Origin of the sequence: Mobilitalea sibirica (genome assembly GCF_015999265.1) — a bacterium.
In the GTDB taxonomy this organism is placed as follows: Bacteria; Bacillota; Clostridia; order Lachnospirales; family Lachnospiraceae; genus Mobilitalea; species Mobilitalea sibirica.
On the sequence record NZ_JAEAGR010000002.1, the window covers coordinates 293,443 to 310,254 of the forward strand.

Sequence of the window (16,812 nt, forward strand, 5' to 3'; positions counted from 1 at the left end):
AATTTTGTAACGCTTATTATAGCATATTATGGGAGGTTGACAACCTGAATAATAATGTATAAAACTTATATAAATATATGAATCGCGTATTACAAGATATGTTTTTCCTTTCAAACTTATAAAAAATTCATAGGTTTCAGAGGATAGATTAGTTCCTTTATCCATAAAACTATAATTTGTAATATTTTTCTCATAGGTTTTTAGTAGATGCACAATAGCATAACTGATATAATAAATTAGACGTGTGAATAAGGAAGATGAAACAAATTAAATAATCTAAAAGAATTTAGAAGACTAGTTAAAAATATATGTTATAATAAAAGCAACCGAGGACATGAAGTCCTTGAAATAAATTGTAACATTAATTAAAATAAGAGAAATTAATATAGTATTGAAGAACAAACCACGAAGGTTGAATTATTCTAAGAAGGGAATGATTTGATTTTTTGTGGTTTTTATTTGCACGTAAGCAAAGTCAGCATTTATAAGCTTGTTTATTAAAATGCGAACGCGAACCGGAGAAACTCTTGTAGTGTGTTTCTTCCGGGTTATAGTCAGAAAGCTTGGAATGATATTTCTTGGGTTTCTATAATCAAGTTGGGAGCGAGATACATATGTTAAGAAAAAGAGTTTCGATCATTATAATATTCGTTATATCAATGGTTCTATTATACGGATGTACTAAACCGAATGATGATAAAGAACTTGCGGACAAAGAGCTGAAAAAGGATGAATTGATTTTAGCAGTAGGAAGTGAACCGGAGGATGGTTTTGATCCTACTACGGGCTGGGGAAGATATGGTTCGCCATTATTTCAAAGCACATTACTAGCTAGAGATGAAGAATTAAAAATAGTATATGACCTAGCAACAAATTATGAAATAAGCGAAGATGGTCTCGTATGGACTGTATACCTTCGGAAAGATGCGAGATTTTCTGATGGAGAACCTGTTACATCAGAGGACGTGAAATATACATATGAGATGGCAGCAAACAGTGGATCAGTGATTGATTTAAATATATTGGATAAAGTGGAAGCATTGGATGAATATACCGTAGAATTCACATTGAAGAATCCACAATCAACCTTTATACATTCACTTTTAACCCTTGGTATTGTACCTAAGCATTTCCACAGTAAGAATTACGCTGAGAATCCGATTGGTTCCGGGCCCTTTAAATTGGTACAATGGGATAAGGGGCAACAGATCATAGTGGAATATAATAACGAATATTATGGAGAAGAATCCTTCTTCAAGAAAATAACATTTTTATTTTTAAGTGAAGATGCCGCATTTGCCGCGGCGAAAGCCGGTTCTGTGGATTTAGCCTATGTTCCACCTACATTTGCTAAGCAAGAGATTGAAGGTATGAAAGTAGTTAAAATCAATAGTATTGATAACAGAGGGATCGCATTTCCCTATGTAGAGGCCGGTGGTAAAAATGAAAAAGGATATCCGGTTGGCAATGATGTGACGTCAGATTTAGCAATTCGTAAAGCGATTAATATAGCGATTGATCGTCAAGCATTGGTAGATGGTGTTTTGGAAGGGTTCGGATCACCGGCCTATACGATATGCGATGGTATGCCCTGGTGGAATCCGAATTCTGTGATTGACGATGCTGATATGGAAGGGGCAAAAAGACTGTTATCGGAAAGTGGGTGGAAGGATTCGGATGACGATGGAATTCTGGAAAAGGGAGATGTAGAAGCAGAATTTACTTTGCTTTATCCAGCGAGTGATCAAACCCGTCAGTATCTGGCAATCTCAGTAGCTGAGATGATAAAGCCCCTAGGAATTAATATTATAGTGGAAGGAGCGAGTTGGGATAACATCGAGATGATGATGCATTCCAATGCAGTTCTTCTTGGTTGGGGAAGTCATGATGCAATGGAAATGTATAATGTTTATAGTGGTAAAGCGGCTGGAAACGGTTGGTATAATACAGGGTTTTATCAAAATGCCAGAGTAGATGAGTATTTGGAGCAAGCACTGGCTGCTACCAGTGAAGAAGAAGCAATAGGGTATTGGAAAAAGTCACAGTGGGATGGAGAGACAGGAATGAGTGCTCATGGTGATGCGCCCTGGGCTTGGCTTGTAAATCTGGATCATATTTATATGGCGAAGGAAAACCTTGACATGGGAACAATAAAGATGCAACCTCATGGTCATGGTTGGCCTATCACAGATAATATCCTTAAGTGGCACTGGAGTGATTAGTAAATATAGGAGGGTGGCTGATTATGCGAATAAAAAGAATAAGTACATTTATTATGAATAAGAGTATCAGAATGGCTACACTCCTAATCGCAGTATGTTTTATATCCTTTGTATTGATTAGCGCTTCTCCAATCGATCCGGTTCAATCGTATGTTGGTGCAGATATGACCAGAGTAGGAAGTGAACAACGGGAAAAGATTGCTGAGCACTGGGGTTTGGATAAATCACCTGCTGAACAATTTATAAACTGGGGTTCGTCACTAATCAGAGGAGATTTAGGTACATCTATGATTTTTCGGCGTCCAGTCATCGAAGTGATAAAAACTCGATTTATAAGTTCTTTGGCACTTATGGGAACCGCCTGGCTGCTTTCGGGAGTTATAGGATTTCTATTAGGCAATGTTGCGGCGATGAAACAAGGAACTTGGATTGATAAGCTTATAAAAGGCTATTGTCTAACCTTAGCTTCTACACCTACCTTTTGGATAGGACTTTTTCTTCTAATCGTTTTTGCTGTATGGTTAGGATGGTTTCCAATCGGACTAGGTGTTCCGGCCGGAGTCTTATCTCAAGATGTAACATTGATTGAACATATAAAACATCTGATTTTACCGGCAATTACATTAAGCTTAGTTGGTGTATCCAATGTTGCCTTACATACAAGACAAAAACTTTTGGAAGTGTTATCCAGTGATTATATATTATTTGCACGGGCAAGAGGAGAAAAAGGGTTTCAGTTATTTTGGAGACATGGTCTGCGAAATGTAGCCTTACCGGCAATTACTCTTCAATTCACATCTTTTAGTGAATTGTTTGGGGGAGCAGTACTTGCGGAACAGGTATTTTCCTATCCTGGCTTGGGGCAGATAACAGTACAAGCAGGCCTAAGGGGAGATGTTCCGTTATTATTGGGTATCGTTATCTTCAGTGCTATCTTTGTTTTTATCGGAAACCTTATTGCTGATGCAATATATTATTTTGTGGATCCCCGTACCAGGGGAGGTAGAGCTATATGAACTTAGGCAGGAAGAATATAAGTATGATAAAAATTAATAATATAAAACTATCAATACAAAAAAAACTCAACCGCAGACAGCGAACCTTAGTTATAACAATAGTTGCTGCTATTGTTTTAACAAGTATTCTAGTGGGTGGATTGCTGATTAGTGATCAAAGAATTGCCACTAATTTTGAACAGAAAAATTTGTCTCCATCGATAGAACATCCCTTTGGAACTGACTGGCTTGGAAGAGATATGTTTGTACGTACAATCAAAGGATTAACATTAAGCATAGGAGTTGGAACTCTCTCAGCTGTTATTAGTGCAGGGATTGCCTTAACCCTAGGTTTATTATCTGCAACTATGGGAAAATGGATGGATCGTTTTATCACATGGCTTGTAGACTTATTCCTTAGTGTCCCTCATTTGATAACCCTAATTCTGATCTCCTTTGTTCTTGGAGGAGGTATGAAAGGAGTTATAGTAGGAGTATCTCTTACTCATTGGCCTAGTCTTACTCGGATCATACGTGCTGAGGTAATGCAAATTCGCTCAGCCGAATACGTACAGATATCCAGGAAATTAGGAAGAACTCGAAAGTGGGTTGCTATACATCATATATTACCCCATCTAATACCACAGTTTTTTGTAGGACTTATGTTGCTATTTCCCCATGCTATTTTACATGAAGCAGCGATCACATTCTTAGGGTTTGGTTTGTCGCCTCATAAACCGGCGATTGGTATTATACTCTCAGAATCAATGAGATACTTATCTACCGGGATGTGGTGGCTAGCATTTTTTCCGGGAATATTCTTAATTATGATAATTAGAGGCTTTGACATTTTGGGGGAGAATTTACGACTGCTTGTTGACCCTCACAATGCCCATAATTAAGACTTTAGCTAACCATGATACATGGAAGGGGAATGAAAAGTGTTATCTATACAAAAATGTAATGAAAAAACAATAAGGATGAATAACCGAGCAGTTAATAATGATGCTAAATCCTCAAATACCGATAGGAAAACAGTTGATAATTCTACAACTCCGTTACTCAATGTTCATGATTTATCCGTATCCTTTACACAGTATACAAGAGGTTTAAATCAAAAGGAGCTTAAAGTAATCACTAATCTGAATGTTTCAATCAATCACGGAGAAATACTTGCGATAGTTGGTTCGAGTGGTTCAGGAAAAAGTTTACTTGCCCATGCAATTCTCGGAATATTACCCGCTAATGTGATCATCAGCGGAAATATGGACTATAAAGGAGTAAGTCTTATACCGAAAATTCAAGCCGAGTTAAGGGGAAAGGAGATAGCCTTAATTCCCCAATCAGTTAACTTTTTAGATCCTTTGATGAAGGTTGGAAAACAGGTACGTTCATCAGTTAATAATGGAAATGCAACTAAAATACAAAGAAATATATTTCAAAGATATAACTTAGAAGATAAAGTAGATCATATGTATCCGTTCCAATTATCGGGAGGAATGACTCGAAGGATACTAGTTTCTACTGCAATTGCAAATGAGGCACAATTAATTATCGCGGATGAGCCCACTCCCGGTTTAGATACAGGGATTGTCAATGAAACAATAAGAACGTTTCGTGAATTGGCAGACAAAGGATGCGGGATTATGCTGATTACTCATGATATAGAAACCGCATTAAAGATTGCTGATAGGATAGCAGTATTTTATGCGGGAACAACAGTGGAGATCGCACCGGTTGAAGACTTTTCAGGAAATGGAAATAATCTGCGACATCCCTATAGCAAAGCACTTTGGAAGGCATTACCGCATAATGATTTTAGACCAATTATGGGACATCAACCTCCTCCAAATCGATTACCGAAAGGGTGCTTATTTGCTCCTAGATGCGATAAAGCGACTGTAGAGTGTCACGATATACTTCCTAAGGCGAGTAGCTTAAGGGGAGGGATGGTGAGGTGTATTCATGCATCTTGAAGGACGTAATATAGGGTTTCGCTATAACAAAAGCGATTGGATATTAAGAAATTTTAATATCTCATTAAAGGAAGGTGAAGTCATTGGACTTATCGGACCAAGTGGTTGTGGTAAAACAACTCTTGGGCGTATCTTGGCTGGCTATGAAATTCCTCAGGAAGGAAAAGTTACACTTGATAATATACCCCTTCCAACAACAGGAATTCATCCGGTACAGCTTATCAATCAACATCCAGAAAAAGCAGTGAATCCCAGATGGAAAATGAAAAAAGTATTAGATGAGGTTAAGGAACTGGATGAGGATATACTTATTGCTTTAGGAATTGAAAAGGAATGGCTTAACCGATGGCCAAATGAGCTCTCAGGGGGAGAACTACAACGGTTCTGTGTTGCTAGAGCTCTTAGTGTACATACGAAGTTTATAATAGCAGATGAGATGACTACAATGTTGGATGCGATTACCCAAGCACAAATCTGGAATTCAGTACAAGAAATTGCAAAGAAGCGTAATATGGGGATTTTAGTGATAAGTCATGAACATAATCTTTTAAAGCGCCTTTGCTGTAGAGTAATTGATTTATCGATATAGAGAACAACATATTAGGTCTTAATTTTGCCGGTTATAGTCATAGTTATAAATGGCTTGTTTCATGTAAATACAAAATAATAAAATCTTATAAATATGTAGAATGTTTTAGGGTGATTTTGTTATAATGTAAGAAATCTTTTGAAGAAGCGAGGGATAATTATGCGAATAGCAGTTATAGATGGACAAGGCGGCGGAATGGGAAAATTAATTGTAGAAAAACTTAGAGATGAATTCAATGATACGATTGAAATTATTGCACTTGGAACCAATGCTCTAGCAACAACTTTAATGTTAAAGGCCGGAGCGGATGAAGGAGCATCGGGAGAGAATGCGATTATCTTTAACTCATCGAAAGTAGATGCTATTATGGGTCCTATTGGAATTGTTGCAGCAAATTCAATGTTGGGAGAGCTTACACCGTTAATGGCGAAGGCCATTGCTGAAAGTCCGGCTAAAAAAGTATTAATACCATTGAATCGATGCAATATACAGGTTGCAGGTGTAAGAAGTGAGCCGCTACCAAGTCAGGTTGATAATGCAATAGAGTTGTTGAAGGAACGATAGTTATTTATTATGTGGTTCAAAGATAAGATTGACGAACTGGTACACGTAAAATTCAAAATTATATTTAAAAGAAGTTAAAGAAAGGAAATTATTATGAAGGCACTTTATTATGATTGCTTTGCCGGCATTAGCGGGGATATGAATTTAGGAGCATTGTTGGATCTGGGTGTAGATAGAGAATATCTGATACAGGAATTAAATAAGCTTTTGATTGTAGATGAGTTTTCTTTGACAATAAAAACAGATAAGAAGATGGGCATCACCGGTACTAAAGTGGATGTCCTCTTAAAAGAGCATTTTTATGAGCATATTGAGGGACATACCCATGAGCATTCTCATGAACACACCCATGGACATAATCATGAGCATAGCCATGAGCATATTCAAGGACATACCCATGAACATTCTCATGAACACACCCATGGACATAATCACGAGCATAGCAATGAACATTCTCATGAGCATACTCAAAATTATTCCCATGAACATGCTCATAAACATATCTATGATCATAGCCAAGAAGATACTCATTCGAGAAACTCTGAACAGGAACATGCCCATGTTGGGAATGCCCATACCCATAAGCATTCTCATGAACATAGAAATTTAAGAATGATAAATGAGTTGATCGATAAAAGTCAATTAAACAGTAATGTAAAAAAAATAAGTAAGGATATCTTCCTATGTATAGCTAAAGCAGAAGCGAAAGTACATGGTATGCCGGTAGAAGAGGTTCATTTTCATGAGGTAGGAGCGGTTGATTCTATTGTAGATATAGTTGGAGCTGCGATCTGTTTGGATTTTTTAAATGTGGATAGAATATTATCCTCAACAGTTGAATTAGGCAGCGGATTTGTTCGTTGTGCCCATGGTATGATTCCGGTTCCTGCTCCTGCAACAGTTGAAATATTACATGAGGTACCCACCCATATAGGTAGAGTAACTTCGGAAGCAACAACTCCAACCGGAGCAGCCATCTTAAAAACCATGGTAGATGCTTTTGTGGATAATATTGAATTTAAAATAGTAAAAACCGGTTATGGTCTGGGAACAAAAGACTTTAGTATTCCAAATGTATTAAGAGTATTTCTCCTTGAAATCGACGAAGAGGAGAAAGATTATATCAATGAAGATAATTTTATCCTGGAAACGAATATTGATGACATGAATCCCGAAATTATTAGTTACATTGAAGATAAGTTATTTCAACAAGGAGCGTTGGATGTCTATAAGACCCCTATTACCATGAAAAAAGGGCGCATGGCAACTAAAATCAGTGTATTGACGGACAGTTCAAATGTAGCGAAAGTGGAAAGAATTCTATTACATGAAACCTCAACCTTTGGGATTAGAAAATATCGTGTACAGAAAAAAATGTTTCAACGAAGCATTCAAAATATCAATACCAAATATGGGGATATACCTGTAAAATTGGCCTTATATAAGGGAGAAACTATTAAATATAAGATTGAGTATGAGGCAGCTAAGAAATTGTCGATAGAACATAATGTTCCGATACAGGAGGTTTATTGTGAGGCACAAAAGATCTGCAATAGGGAGGGAATTATAAATCTTGATTCAAACCAATAAGAATACAGATAATAAGTATGAGGAATTAACGAAATATCTAAAGGAATTAGGGAATGCGGTCATAGCTTTCTCAGGTGGAGTAGACAGTACCTTCCTTTTAAAGGTATTAAAAGATTGTCTTGGAGATCGCGTGTTGGCTATTACGGTAATATCACCCTATATACCCAAATGGGAATTAGAGGAAGCAGTTAATTATGCAAAAGAGCTTGGAGTCAGACATGAATTCGTAGAAGTGGGTATTCCAAAAGATATTCTAACGAATCCCATTGATAGGTGTTATTTGTGCAAAAGCTTTATCTTTAATAAGATTATTCAAAAGGCTTCGATGGAAGGCTTCGATTATGTATTGGATGGAACTAACTTTGATGATTTGGATGATTATCGTCCCGGTTTAAAGGCTTTAAAAGAGCTCGAGATAAAAAGTCCGCTACTGGAATGTGGTCTCGGTAAGAAAGAGATAAGAGAACTCTCTAATAGAATGCAGTTAAGTACATGGAACAAACCTCCTTATGCATGTTTGTTGACTCGAATACCTCATGACACTGTAATCGAGGAGAAGGTGCTTGAAAAAATAGAAAAAGCCGAGAGAATACTAATGAAACGGGGAATACCTGAGATAAGAGTACGAGCCCATGGTAATTTAGCACGGATTGAAGTTGCTCCGGAAAAAAGATTGAAGTTTTTTGACATGGATTTTATGGATGAAATATCCAGAGAATTAAAAAAGATAGGATTTCAATACGTTACTTTAGACTTAGAAGGTTATCGGACAGGAAGTTTAACAGGAAAAACATATCTGGAGGAAGATAGCAATGAATAAACAAGAATTAACAAATATACTGGAAGAGGTAAAAAAAGGAACCGTTAGCATTGATTATGCATTAAAGACGTTAGAAGAGCTTCCGTTTAAAGATTTAGGTTTTGCTGTTATCGATAATCATCGTGAGATGAGAGTTGGATATCCGGAAGTTATCTATTGTGAAGGTAAAACGTTAGAACAGGTAACAGAGATAATTAGATACATGCTTTCCAAGAATAATAATATCTTGGCTACTAGGGCGACCCGTCAAATGTACGAGGCTGTTAAGGAATTGCAACCTAACATGCAATATAATGAATTAGCCAGAACCATAACCTATAGAATAAAAGATATAGAACAAACCGATGATTACATAGCAATAGTATCTGCCGGAACCTCTGATTTATCTGTTGTGGAGGAGGCAAAAGAAACTGCTGAAATATTGGGCAATAAAGTTAAGGTTATCACAGATGTTGGGGTCGCAGGAATTCATAGATTATTTAATCGATTAGATGATATTCGAGGTGCTAATGTCGTGATTGTTGTAGCCGGTATGGAAGGTGCTCTTTCAAGTGTGGTAGGAGGATTAGTCTCTGCACCTGTAATTGCAGTTCCAACCAGTGTTGGGTATGGTGCTAACTTTAATGGATTGTCAGCATTGCTGACGATGTTAAACAGCTGTGCCAGTGGTGTATCCGTTGTCAACATTGATAATGGCTTTGGAGCTGCCTATAATGCCAGCATTATAAATCATATGATAATAGGCAAGAAATAATAAGTACGCAAGGTATAATATCGAGATATCAATAAGAATGTTATTGATACCAAAGACTCATATAAATGACAGTCTTTTTATTGAATTTAGGGAGTACACATTGAAAAAAAAGAGGATAAAGGGAATTATATTTATAGTGATTTTTCTAGTATTAACAGCCTGTGTTAAAAAAGATATAGTGCATCAAGAATTATTTGAGACAGATGCAACGGATGATCTGATAAACGAGTTAGATGATGTAAAACATTCAAATAACTCTTATGAAAAGCAAGAGCATGATACTAATTCAGAAACAGTATTTGCGAAAAACAAAACAGCTAACTCTGAGATAATCGAGCAAATAATACAGGAATTAATAAAAAATGGAAGTAGGAAATGGAATACAGAGAGTGAGCGCCTTGCAGCAGACTATATAATGAAACTAATGGAGGGTTATGGTTATCATTGTATCATTCAAGAATTTCCGGCATATGAATATGATTTAAAAGCATCTGTTAAGAATGATTATTTTGACTTGAATCCTTACAATAGTGAAGTTGTTGGCACAGGACATAACGTCATAGCAGAGAAAGATGTTGGTACACACAAGGATAAAGTACTTGTAATCAGTGCTCATTATGATACGGTAGCGAATGAACTGGGTATTATAGATAATACATCGGGAGTGGTAACTTTGTTGGAGGTTGCCCGCTTAACTGCTAATCTTGATCTTCCATACACCTTAAGATTTATATTTTTCAGTTCGGAAGAAAGATATTTAATGGGATCAAGATATTATGTTTCATCCTTGAATTCAGAGGAGTTAAGTAAGATAGTAGGCTGTATTAATATTGATATGGTAGGATATAGAGATGGAGAAGAGATTGTAGTTGCAACACCATATTTTGCAGAGGATATCAATATAAATCCATCATCAAAGAAAGGAGTAAATAATTCCCTGACAAAAGAATGGCATAAAATTTTTCCTGAGCTTAATACCTTTGTAAAGGTGGAGGGCTCAAGCGACCATTATCCATTTGATAAAGTGAAAATACCTAATATGATGATTACACAAGAACATTTTGATCTGGAAACAAGCAGAAAGCAGGATTCTGATATAGAAAATCTATCTATTGATGAATTAGAAAATACCATACATCTTGTAATGGAATATTTGAAGAGAATTGATATAACAAACGTAAAATATGAAAATATACCGTATCATCCAAAGGATTCCGGTAATTAGAAGAATTAAAAAATTTACTACACTTATTAAGTATTCATCAAAGTAATGAAACAGATGGAGATAAAAAGCATCTAATAGTCAAAATATAAGGCTGTTGCCATAGAAAACTCTTAAAGGTCCCTATGGCAACAGCCCTGTTTACTGCGATAAATACTTATTAATTTATGTATTATTCTTTAACAAGTTTTTTCTTAGATACAACGATACCTACAGCTGCAAGTCCCATGAGTGCCATATATAAAACAGCATTAGAGGTTTCGCCTGTTTTAGGTAATTCAGTTGCTTCAGCTTCAACTACATCTGCTTCAACAGCATCAGCTTCTTCAGCTTCATCGTCAGCAACTACTTCTTCACCTTCTTTACTAGTAACTGTAAGCTCAGAAATTGTTAAATTATTAATTTTTGCATCCCAAGATGGTGCTTTAAAGAAGATTTCGGTTGCTTCTGCTGTAGCAGTAAGATCGAAGGTCTTATCAAAGTCGCCTGATGTAAAATCATTTTGTGACATTTGATAAATGTTTGAGTTTGTAACTTCATTTACATCGATAAGCCATACTCTGAAGTCTCCATCACTGGAACCCTTCATAGTAACAGTAACGGTTTCGCCGGCTTTTACTGCTTCCGGAAGATAGAAAGAGATGTTAGAAGTTGCTGTTGTAATGGAACCATCATCGTTTGCTACTACTGTAGAGTCCCCGGCACCACGACCAAGGTTATCTGTAGCAAGTGAGATTTCAGCTGCGGATGCAGCTAAACTACTGCCAAATACAACGATAGAAAGAGCTAAAGCCAACGATAATACTTTCTTCATAAATAATACCTCCCATAAATTGTTATTAATGTTAATATTATACAAAATTTATAAAATAATTGTCAATAAATATTTATCAGGATAAGCGTTCAACCGTTGATCATTTATTATTTGATCTATCTATATCCCGTATTAAAATGATACAGTTCTGATTCTACGCAATATTATTCTGATTTAAAGCAAGACAATTTTATGAAATGATGCTATAATATAGGTATTACACACGTAGGTAAATAGGCGTGAATATCGAATTCTAAGGAGGAAGACATGGGTTTTACTATTAATCAGAGAATATTAACTGAAAACGCATTTTTTCTTAAGGAAAAGGAAGGTTATAGTGGAGTTCACAAAATCGCTGAGAAGGTACTGCACGATATAGACTTGGTTTTTGGTGTAACTCCTAAACAAGCAGAAGGAATCGAACAATTGGCCTCCTGTCCGGTTATCTATGGAACAATAGATCGGAGTCCTATTTTGGATCGTATGTCAGAACAGAGATTGATTGATCTGGAGGAAATCAGAGGAAAGAACGAAGTATTTTTATTTCAAAGTATAGATGCTCCTTGGGAAGGAGTAGATAAAGCGCTTATTATTGCAGGAAGTGATAAACGAGGAACCATTTACGGTCTGTTCCATTTATCAGAGCTTTTGGGGGTTTCACCTTATGTAGACTGGAATGATGTGAAACCAATGCATCAAGATGAATTTGTTTTAGAGGACGGTTACAGGTATGTATCAAAAGAGCCCTCGGTCCGTTATAGAGGATTTTTCATTAATGATGAGTGGCCTGCTTTTGGAAACTGGTGTCATAAAAATTTCGGTGGCTTTAATGCGAAAGCATATGAGCATGTATTTGAGCTGTTACTTCGTTTAAAAGGAAATTATCTATGGCCGGCCATGTGGTCCGCCAGATTTTATGATGATGGCCCGGGACTTCTAAATGCTGAACTGGCAGATGAACTGGGTGTAGTAATCGGTAAGTCCCATCACGAACCCTGTCTTCGTCAGGGAGAGGAGTACAAGTACTTAAGAGGAAAAGACTCTATTTATGGTGATGCATGGAATTTCAGAACCAATGAAGAAGGCATTACTCGCTTTTGGGCAGATGGTCTGAAACGAAGCGGAAAGTTTGAGAATGTAATTACAGTCGGGATGCGTGGAGAGGCTGATACGGCTATTATGGGTAAAGAATTTACATTTGCAGACAATATTGAACTGCTTCGTGATGTATTGCGAACACAAAATCGTTTAATTAAAGAACATGTTAACCCTGATCTTGAAAAAGTACCCAGAATGTTAGCTCTGTATAAAGAGGTAGAACCATTTTTCTATGGGGATGAAACGACACAGGGATTGATTGGTTGTGAAGAATTAGAAGATGTAATATTAATGCTTTGTGATGATAACTTTGGTAATTTACGTACTTTACCAACAGAAGAAATGCGTTCTCATAAGGGCGGCTATGGTATGTACTATCATTTTGATTATCATGGCGGGCCGATATCTTGGGAATGGATTAACAGTTCCTATTTGCCCAAGGTATGGGAACAGATGAGTATGGCCTATGATTTTGGAATTCGTGATCTTTGGGTGGTAAATGTTGGTGACCTTTGTACGCAGGAATTTCCTTTAGCATATTTTCTTGATTTAGCTTATGATTTTGATCAATGGGGAACAAATGCCATTAATAAGACAGAGGAATATACCAGAGCTTGGATTAAGAAGCAATTCGGAGGTATCTTAGAAGAGGCTGATCTAGAAAAAATATATGATATTATAAACGGTTATACAAAAATTGCTCATAATCGTAAACCGGAGGCAATGAATGCAGATGTTTACCATCCGGTGAATTATCAGGAAACCGATAAACTTCTGGCACAGATTGAACAGTTAATGAAGAAAGCAGATGAATTATATAAGAAGATGAGTGATGAGGCGATGCCCGGCTTCTTCTCCTTAGTATATTATCCGGCAATGGGTAACTTAAATCTACAGAAGATGCAGCTTTTAGCCGGCAAGAATCATTACGCAGCAAAACTTAACAGTATGGAAGCGAATCAGCTGTCTGAGCAAATCAAAGCTTGTATGAAGAGAGATCAGGAGCTTGTTGATGAATACCACACCATGGATAACGGTAAATGGTATGGCATGGGGTTATCGGAGCATATTGGTTTTGTTCGTTGGAATGAGGATGAATGTAAGTACCCTATCTTAATGCAAGTAATGCCTACCAGAAAGAACAGGTTAATTGTGTCTTTGGATGGCACCGAGCAACGTACGGAGGGCAGCCCATGGCTTCCGAATAAACTTTATCTGAATGACTTTAAACAGCCGAATATTACGGAGGCTTCTTTTACTATTACCAGTGTAAGTGATTTAGATGCTTCCTATGAGATTACCTGCCAGGTTCCTTGGTTATCATGTTCCCGTGATAAGGGAGTTTTGGATGGTAAAAACAAAGCGGCAGAAAAGATCATGGTTCAAATTGATCGAGCTAAAATGAACAATGAGACCCAAGCTAATATCGTGGTAAAGATTCCAAGCGGAACCTGTACGATTATTGTGGATGCCGAGCAGCCAAAAGTTAGTGGTTTGCCGGAAAAAACATTTATAGAAACCAGCGGTTATATATCCATTGAAGCAGAACACTATGTTGCAAAGCAGGATAGCACACAAGTGCAAACAGAAAAAGCAGCCGGTTTTGAGGTAATCAAAGGCTTCGGTAAAACCTTATCTGCAATGAAGGTATTTCCGACTACTTCGTATTTTACAGCCGGTCAGGATGCACCGTACTTAGAGTATCAGCTTGTGGTAAGCGAAGCCGGAACCTATGAAGTAGAACTTTATATGCAGCCTTCTAATCCGGTAACGAAGGAAAATACAATCTATTATGGCGTTCAGGCAAATGACGGACAGATTGATTTAATCAATACCATTCCCAAGGGACAGATCGTAGGAGATCATAATCGTTATTGGGAATCCGGAGTACTGAATAATATTAGACGTAATAGCAGTGAAGTGATCTTAAGTGCAGGGCAGAATAAATTAAGAATATATGCAGTGAGTCCCGGATTTGTATTGGAAAAACTGGTGATTTATCCTGTTGGTAAGAAGCCTGCAGAGAGCTATTTAGGACCGACTGAGACCTATTATGTAGGCAAAAAGTAATATAATTTTTGAAGGAGCTGTTTCAAAATAGTTAAACGGGGAATATGATTTTACCGGAGGTAAATTATATTCCCATTGTTTATTTTGAAACAGCCCCTTTGATATCTGACAACTGTATTAGCTTGCCGGTTCGTTTTGTTTGAGATACTCCTTTGAGGTATCAAGATTGGAAGTGTAATGAATTTTCTTATATTTTCCGGGAGAGATTCCTTCTGCTTTTGAAAAGCTACGAATAAAATTGGCATAATCATTAAAGCCGGATAAATAACAAGTCTCCGTAACGTTTTTTCCTTCTGACAAAAGGGATTTAGCCCGAGAAAGCTTACGGTCAAGTAAAAAAGCGCGTAGAGTAATTCCTGTATGTTTTTTGAATTCCTGACTTAAATAGTTGCCGTTTAGGTGAAACTGCTTCTCTAAAAGAGCAAGATTAATCGGTTCATCTAGGCGTTGTTCAATAAATTGCATGGTTTCATATATGTAATCAGGCATGATGTTGGTATAAGAATTCGTTGTTTGGCAAAACAGATTGTGTATCAATAATAGAAGGAGAGAAGCATAGGCATCTCTTTTAATCGGATAACCAAATTCATGATTGTTTATGGTATTTTGTAAGCAATGCGCCAAGTGAATAAATTCCTGCGCTTGTTCTGTAGTCATAGGTATAATATTATTCTTTCCGAGAGGGCGTTGATAAAAACTAGTAGATAGATTAATACCTGCTTGTGACAGGTGCTCCATGTAGCCTTTTGTAATGTTAATTGTTATGCGTTCATAGCAGGAGTTATCGTCACAAACCAGACGGTGCATTTCATCCGGATTTAAAATAAACAAATCATTTGGAGATAGTCTAAAGCATGATTTTTCTATATAAAAACGAACATTTCCCTGTAGGAAAAGAAAAATTTCACAGGCATTATGACGGTGATAAGGATAACTGGCATTACCGGTTGTCTTTTTATGGGCAATATATGGAACAGTATCAATATAATCTACATAAGATCTTTTGTTCGTCATAGAAACCTCCTTGTGAAATATATTTCAAATATGTTATCATAATCGTAACTGAGCGTCAAGGCACGTGGCGATATAAAGATAATATACGAAATGTGAATATTAAAGGAGCCATAATCATGAAATTTTACTTTGCACCGATGGAAGGATTAACCGGATACATCTATAGAAATGCTCACAATATCTATTTTAATCATGTTGATAAATACTTTTCACCATTTATTGTAGCGAGCCAGAGAAGCTTTAAAACAAGAGAATGGAAGGATATTATGCCTGAGAATAATCAAGGTATCTCAATAATTCCGCAACTGTTAACCAATCATGCCGACGACTTTATTCATATGTCGAAGAATCTGAAGCAATTGGGATATGATGAGATTAATTTAAATCTGGGATGCCCTTCGGGAACCGTCGTAGCAAAGAAAAGGGGAGCCGGCTTTTTATCATTTAGAGATGAGCTTGATGTGTTTTTAGATGAAGTTTTTACTGCATCCGTTACGAAAATATCAATAAAAACCAGAATCGGTGTTGATCAATCGGAGGAATTCTATAAGATTATAAAGATATTTAATAAATATCCATTGAAAGAGCTTATTATTCATCCAAGAATACAAAAAGACTTTTATAAAAATAAACCCAATCTGGAGATTTTTAAAGACGCCTTAACTTTAAGTAAAAATCCGATTTGCTATAACGGTGATATTTTCACATTTAAAGATTACCGGACGTTTATCAATAATTTCCCTGAGGTAGATACTATAATGATAGGCAGAGGATTAATTATTAATCCTGGTCTCGTCAGAGATATTAAAAATAATGTAAAACTCGATAAAAATGAACTAAAAGCATTTCATAATCAGATTTATGAAGAATATAAGAATACTTTATTTGGAGATAGAAATATTTTGTTTAAAATGAAAGAAATATGGGTCTTTATGATTTCTGTATTTTCGAATAATGAAAAATATGCCAAGAAAATTAAAAAAGCAACAAAATTAACAGATTACGAGGAAGCGGTTGCAAGTTTGTTTGAAGAACAGACCTTATTAGAAGAATAAAAAATATTAGAGAAGCAGATGCTGTAGTT

At 36.5% G+C, this 16,812-nt stretch carries 14 protein-coding genes; 12 read left to right on the forward strand and 2 right to left on the reverse strand.

The window, feature by feature from the left end:
- Positions 1 to 614 precede the first annotated feature (614 nt).
- The 10 genes from I5677_RS03260 (at position 615) to I5677_RS03305 (ending at position 10,735) form a co-directional block, all read left to right on the forward strand.
- Positions 615 to 2,222 carry an ABC transporter substrate-binding protein gene (locus I5677_RS03260; protein ID WP_197660129.1) on the forward strand — a complete coding sequence of 536 codons (1,608 nt, stop codon included), beginning with the start codon at positions 615 to 617 and terminating at the stop codon, positions 2,220 to 2,222.
- A gap of 23 nt (positions 2,223 to 2,245) precedes the next feature.
- Positions 2,246 to 3,238 carry an ABC transporter permease gene (locus tag I5677_RS03265; RefSeq protein ID WP_197660130.1) on the forward strand — a complete coding sequence of 331 codons (993 nt, stop codon included), beginning with the start codon at positions 2,246 to 2,248 and terminating at the stop codon, positions 3,236 to 3,238.
- On the forward strand, positions 3,235 to 4,119 hold the full coding sequence (locus tag I5677_RS03270; RefSeq protein WP_330617798.1) for an ABC transporter permease: 885 nt from the start codon (positions 3,235 to 3,237) through the stop codon (positions 4,117 to 4,119). The genes I5677_RS03265 and I5677_RS03270 overlap by 4 nt, the downstream gene beginning before the upstream one ends.
- 39 nt (positions 4,120 to 4,158) lie before the next feature.
- The gene (locus I5677_RS03275; protein ID WP_330617799.1) at positions 4,159 to 5,193 is read left to right on the forward strand and encodes an ABC transporter ATP-binding protein; all 1,035 of its coding nucleotides are present in this window, start codon (positions 4,159 to 4,161) and stop codon (positions 5,191 to 5,193) included.
- Positions 5,183 to 5,782, forward strand: coding sequence for an ABC transporter ATP-binding protein (locus tag I5677_RS03280; protein WP_197660131.1), 600 nt, complete (start codon positions 5,183 to 5,185; stop codon positions 5,780 to 5,782). Before I5677_RS03275 ends, I5677_RS03280 begins: the two co-directional genes overlap by 11 nt.
- Positions 5,783 to 5,941: 159 nt before the next feature.
- Positions 5,942 to 6,346 carry a DUF3842 family protein gene (locus I5677_RS03285; protein ID WP_197660132.1) on the forward strand — a complete coding sequence of 135 codons (405 nt, stop codon included), beginning with the start codon at positions 5,942 to 5,944 and terminating at the stop codon, positions 6,344 to 6,346.
- A 93-nt stretch (positions 6,347 to 6,439) separates the two neighbouring features.
- Positions 6,440 to 7,936: a nickel pincer cofactor biosynthesis protein LarC gene (gene larC / locus I5677_RS03290; RefSeq protein WP_197660133.1), complete on the forward strand. Its 1,497-nt coding sequence runs from the start codon at positions 6,440 to 6,442 to the stop codon at positions 7,934 to 7,936.
- Positions 7,920 to 8,756, forward strand: a complete 837-nt coding sequence (larE, locus tag I5677_RS03295) for an ATP-dependent sacrificial sulfur transferase LarE (RefSeq protein WP_206762666.1) — start codon at positions 7,920 to 7,922, stop codon at positions 8,754 to 8,756. The genes larC and larE overlap by 17 nt, the downstream gene beginning before the upstream one ends.
- The gene (larB, locus tag I5677_RS03300; protein ID WP_197660134.1) at positions 8,749 to 9,510 is read left to right on the forward strand and encodes a nickel pincer cofactor biosynthesis protein LarB; all 762 of its coding nucleotides are present in this window, start codon (positions 8,749 to 8,751) and stop codon (positions 9,508 to 9,510) included. Before larE ends, larB begins: the two co-directional genes overlap by 8 nt.
- Before the next feature lie 100 nt (positions 9,511 to 9,610).
- Complete coding sequence (locus tag I5677_RS03305) at positions 9,611 to 10,735, forward strand: M28 family metallopeptidase (RefSeq protein WP_243456478.1); 1,125 nt, start codon at positions 9,611 to 9,613, stop codon at positions 10,733 to 10,735.
- Positions 10,736 to 10,904: 169 nt separating this feature from the next.
- Here I5677_RS03305 and I5677_RS03310 read toward each other — a convergent pair whose 3' ends face one another.
- Entirely contained in the window at positions 10,905 to 11,546 is a 642-nt protein-coding gene (locus tag I5677_RS03310) for an LPXTG cell wall anchor domain-containing protein (protein WP_197660136.1), read from the reverse strand.
- Positions 11,547 to 11,813: 267 nt separating this feature from the next.
- On the opposite strand from I5677_RS03310, the gene I5677_RS03315 reads away from it, so the two are divergent.
- Positions 11,814 to 14,714 (forward strand): glycosyl hydrolase 115 family protein, encoded by a 2,901-nt coding sequence (locus I5677_RS03315; RefSeq protein WP_197660137.1) that lies wholly within the window; start codon positions 11,814 to 11,816, stop codon positions 14,712 to 14,714.
- Positions 14,715 to 14,831: 117 nt separating this feature from the next.
- On the opposite strand, the gene I5677_RS03320 is transcribed toward I5677_RS03315, so the two are convergent.
- Positions 14,832 to 15,728, reverse strand: a complete 897-nt coding sequence (locus I5677_RS03320; RefSeq protein ID WP_197660138.1) for a helix-turn-helix domain-containing protein — start codon at positions 15,726 to 15,728, stop codon at positions 14,832 to 14,834.
- Positions 15,729 to 15,844: 116 nt separating this feature from the next.
- On the opposite strand from I5677_RS03320, the gene I5677_RS03325 reads away from it, so the two are divergent.
- Positions 15,845 to 16,783, forward strand: coding sequence for a tRNA dihydrouridine synthase (locus tag I5677_RS03325; RefSeq protein WP_197660139.1), 939 nt, complete (start codon positions 15,845 to 15,847; stop codon positions 16,781 to 16,783).
- The last annotated feature ends 29 nt before the right edge of the window (positions 16,784 to 16,812 follow it).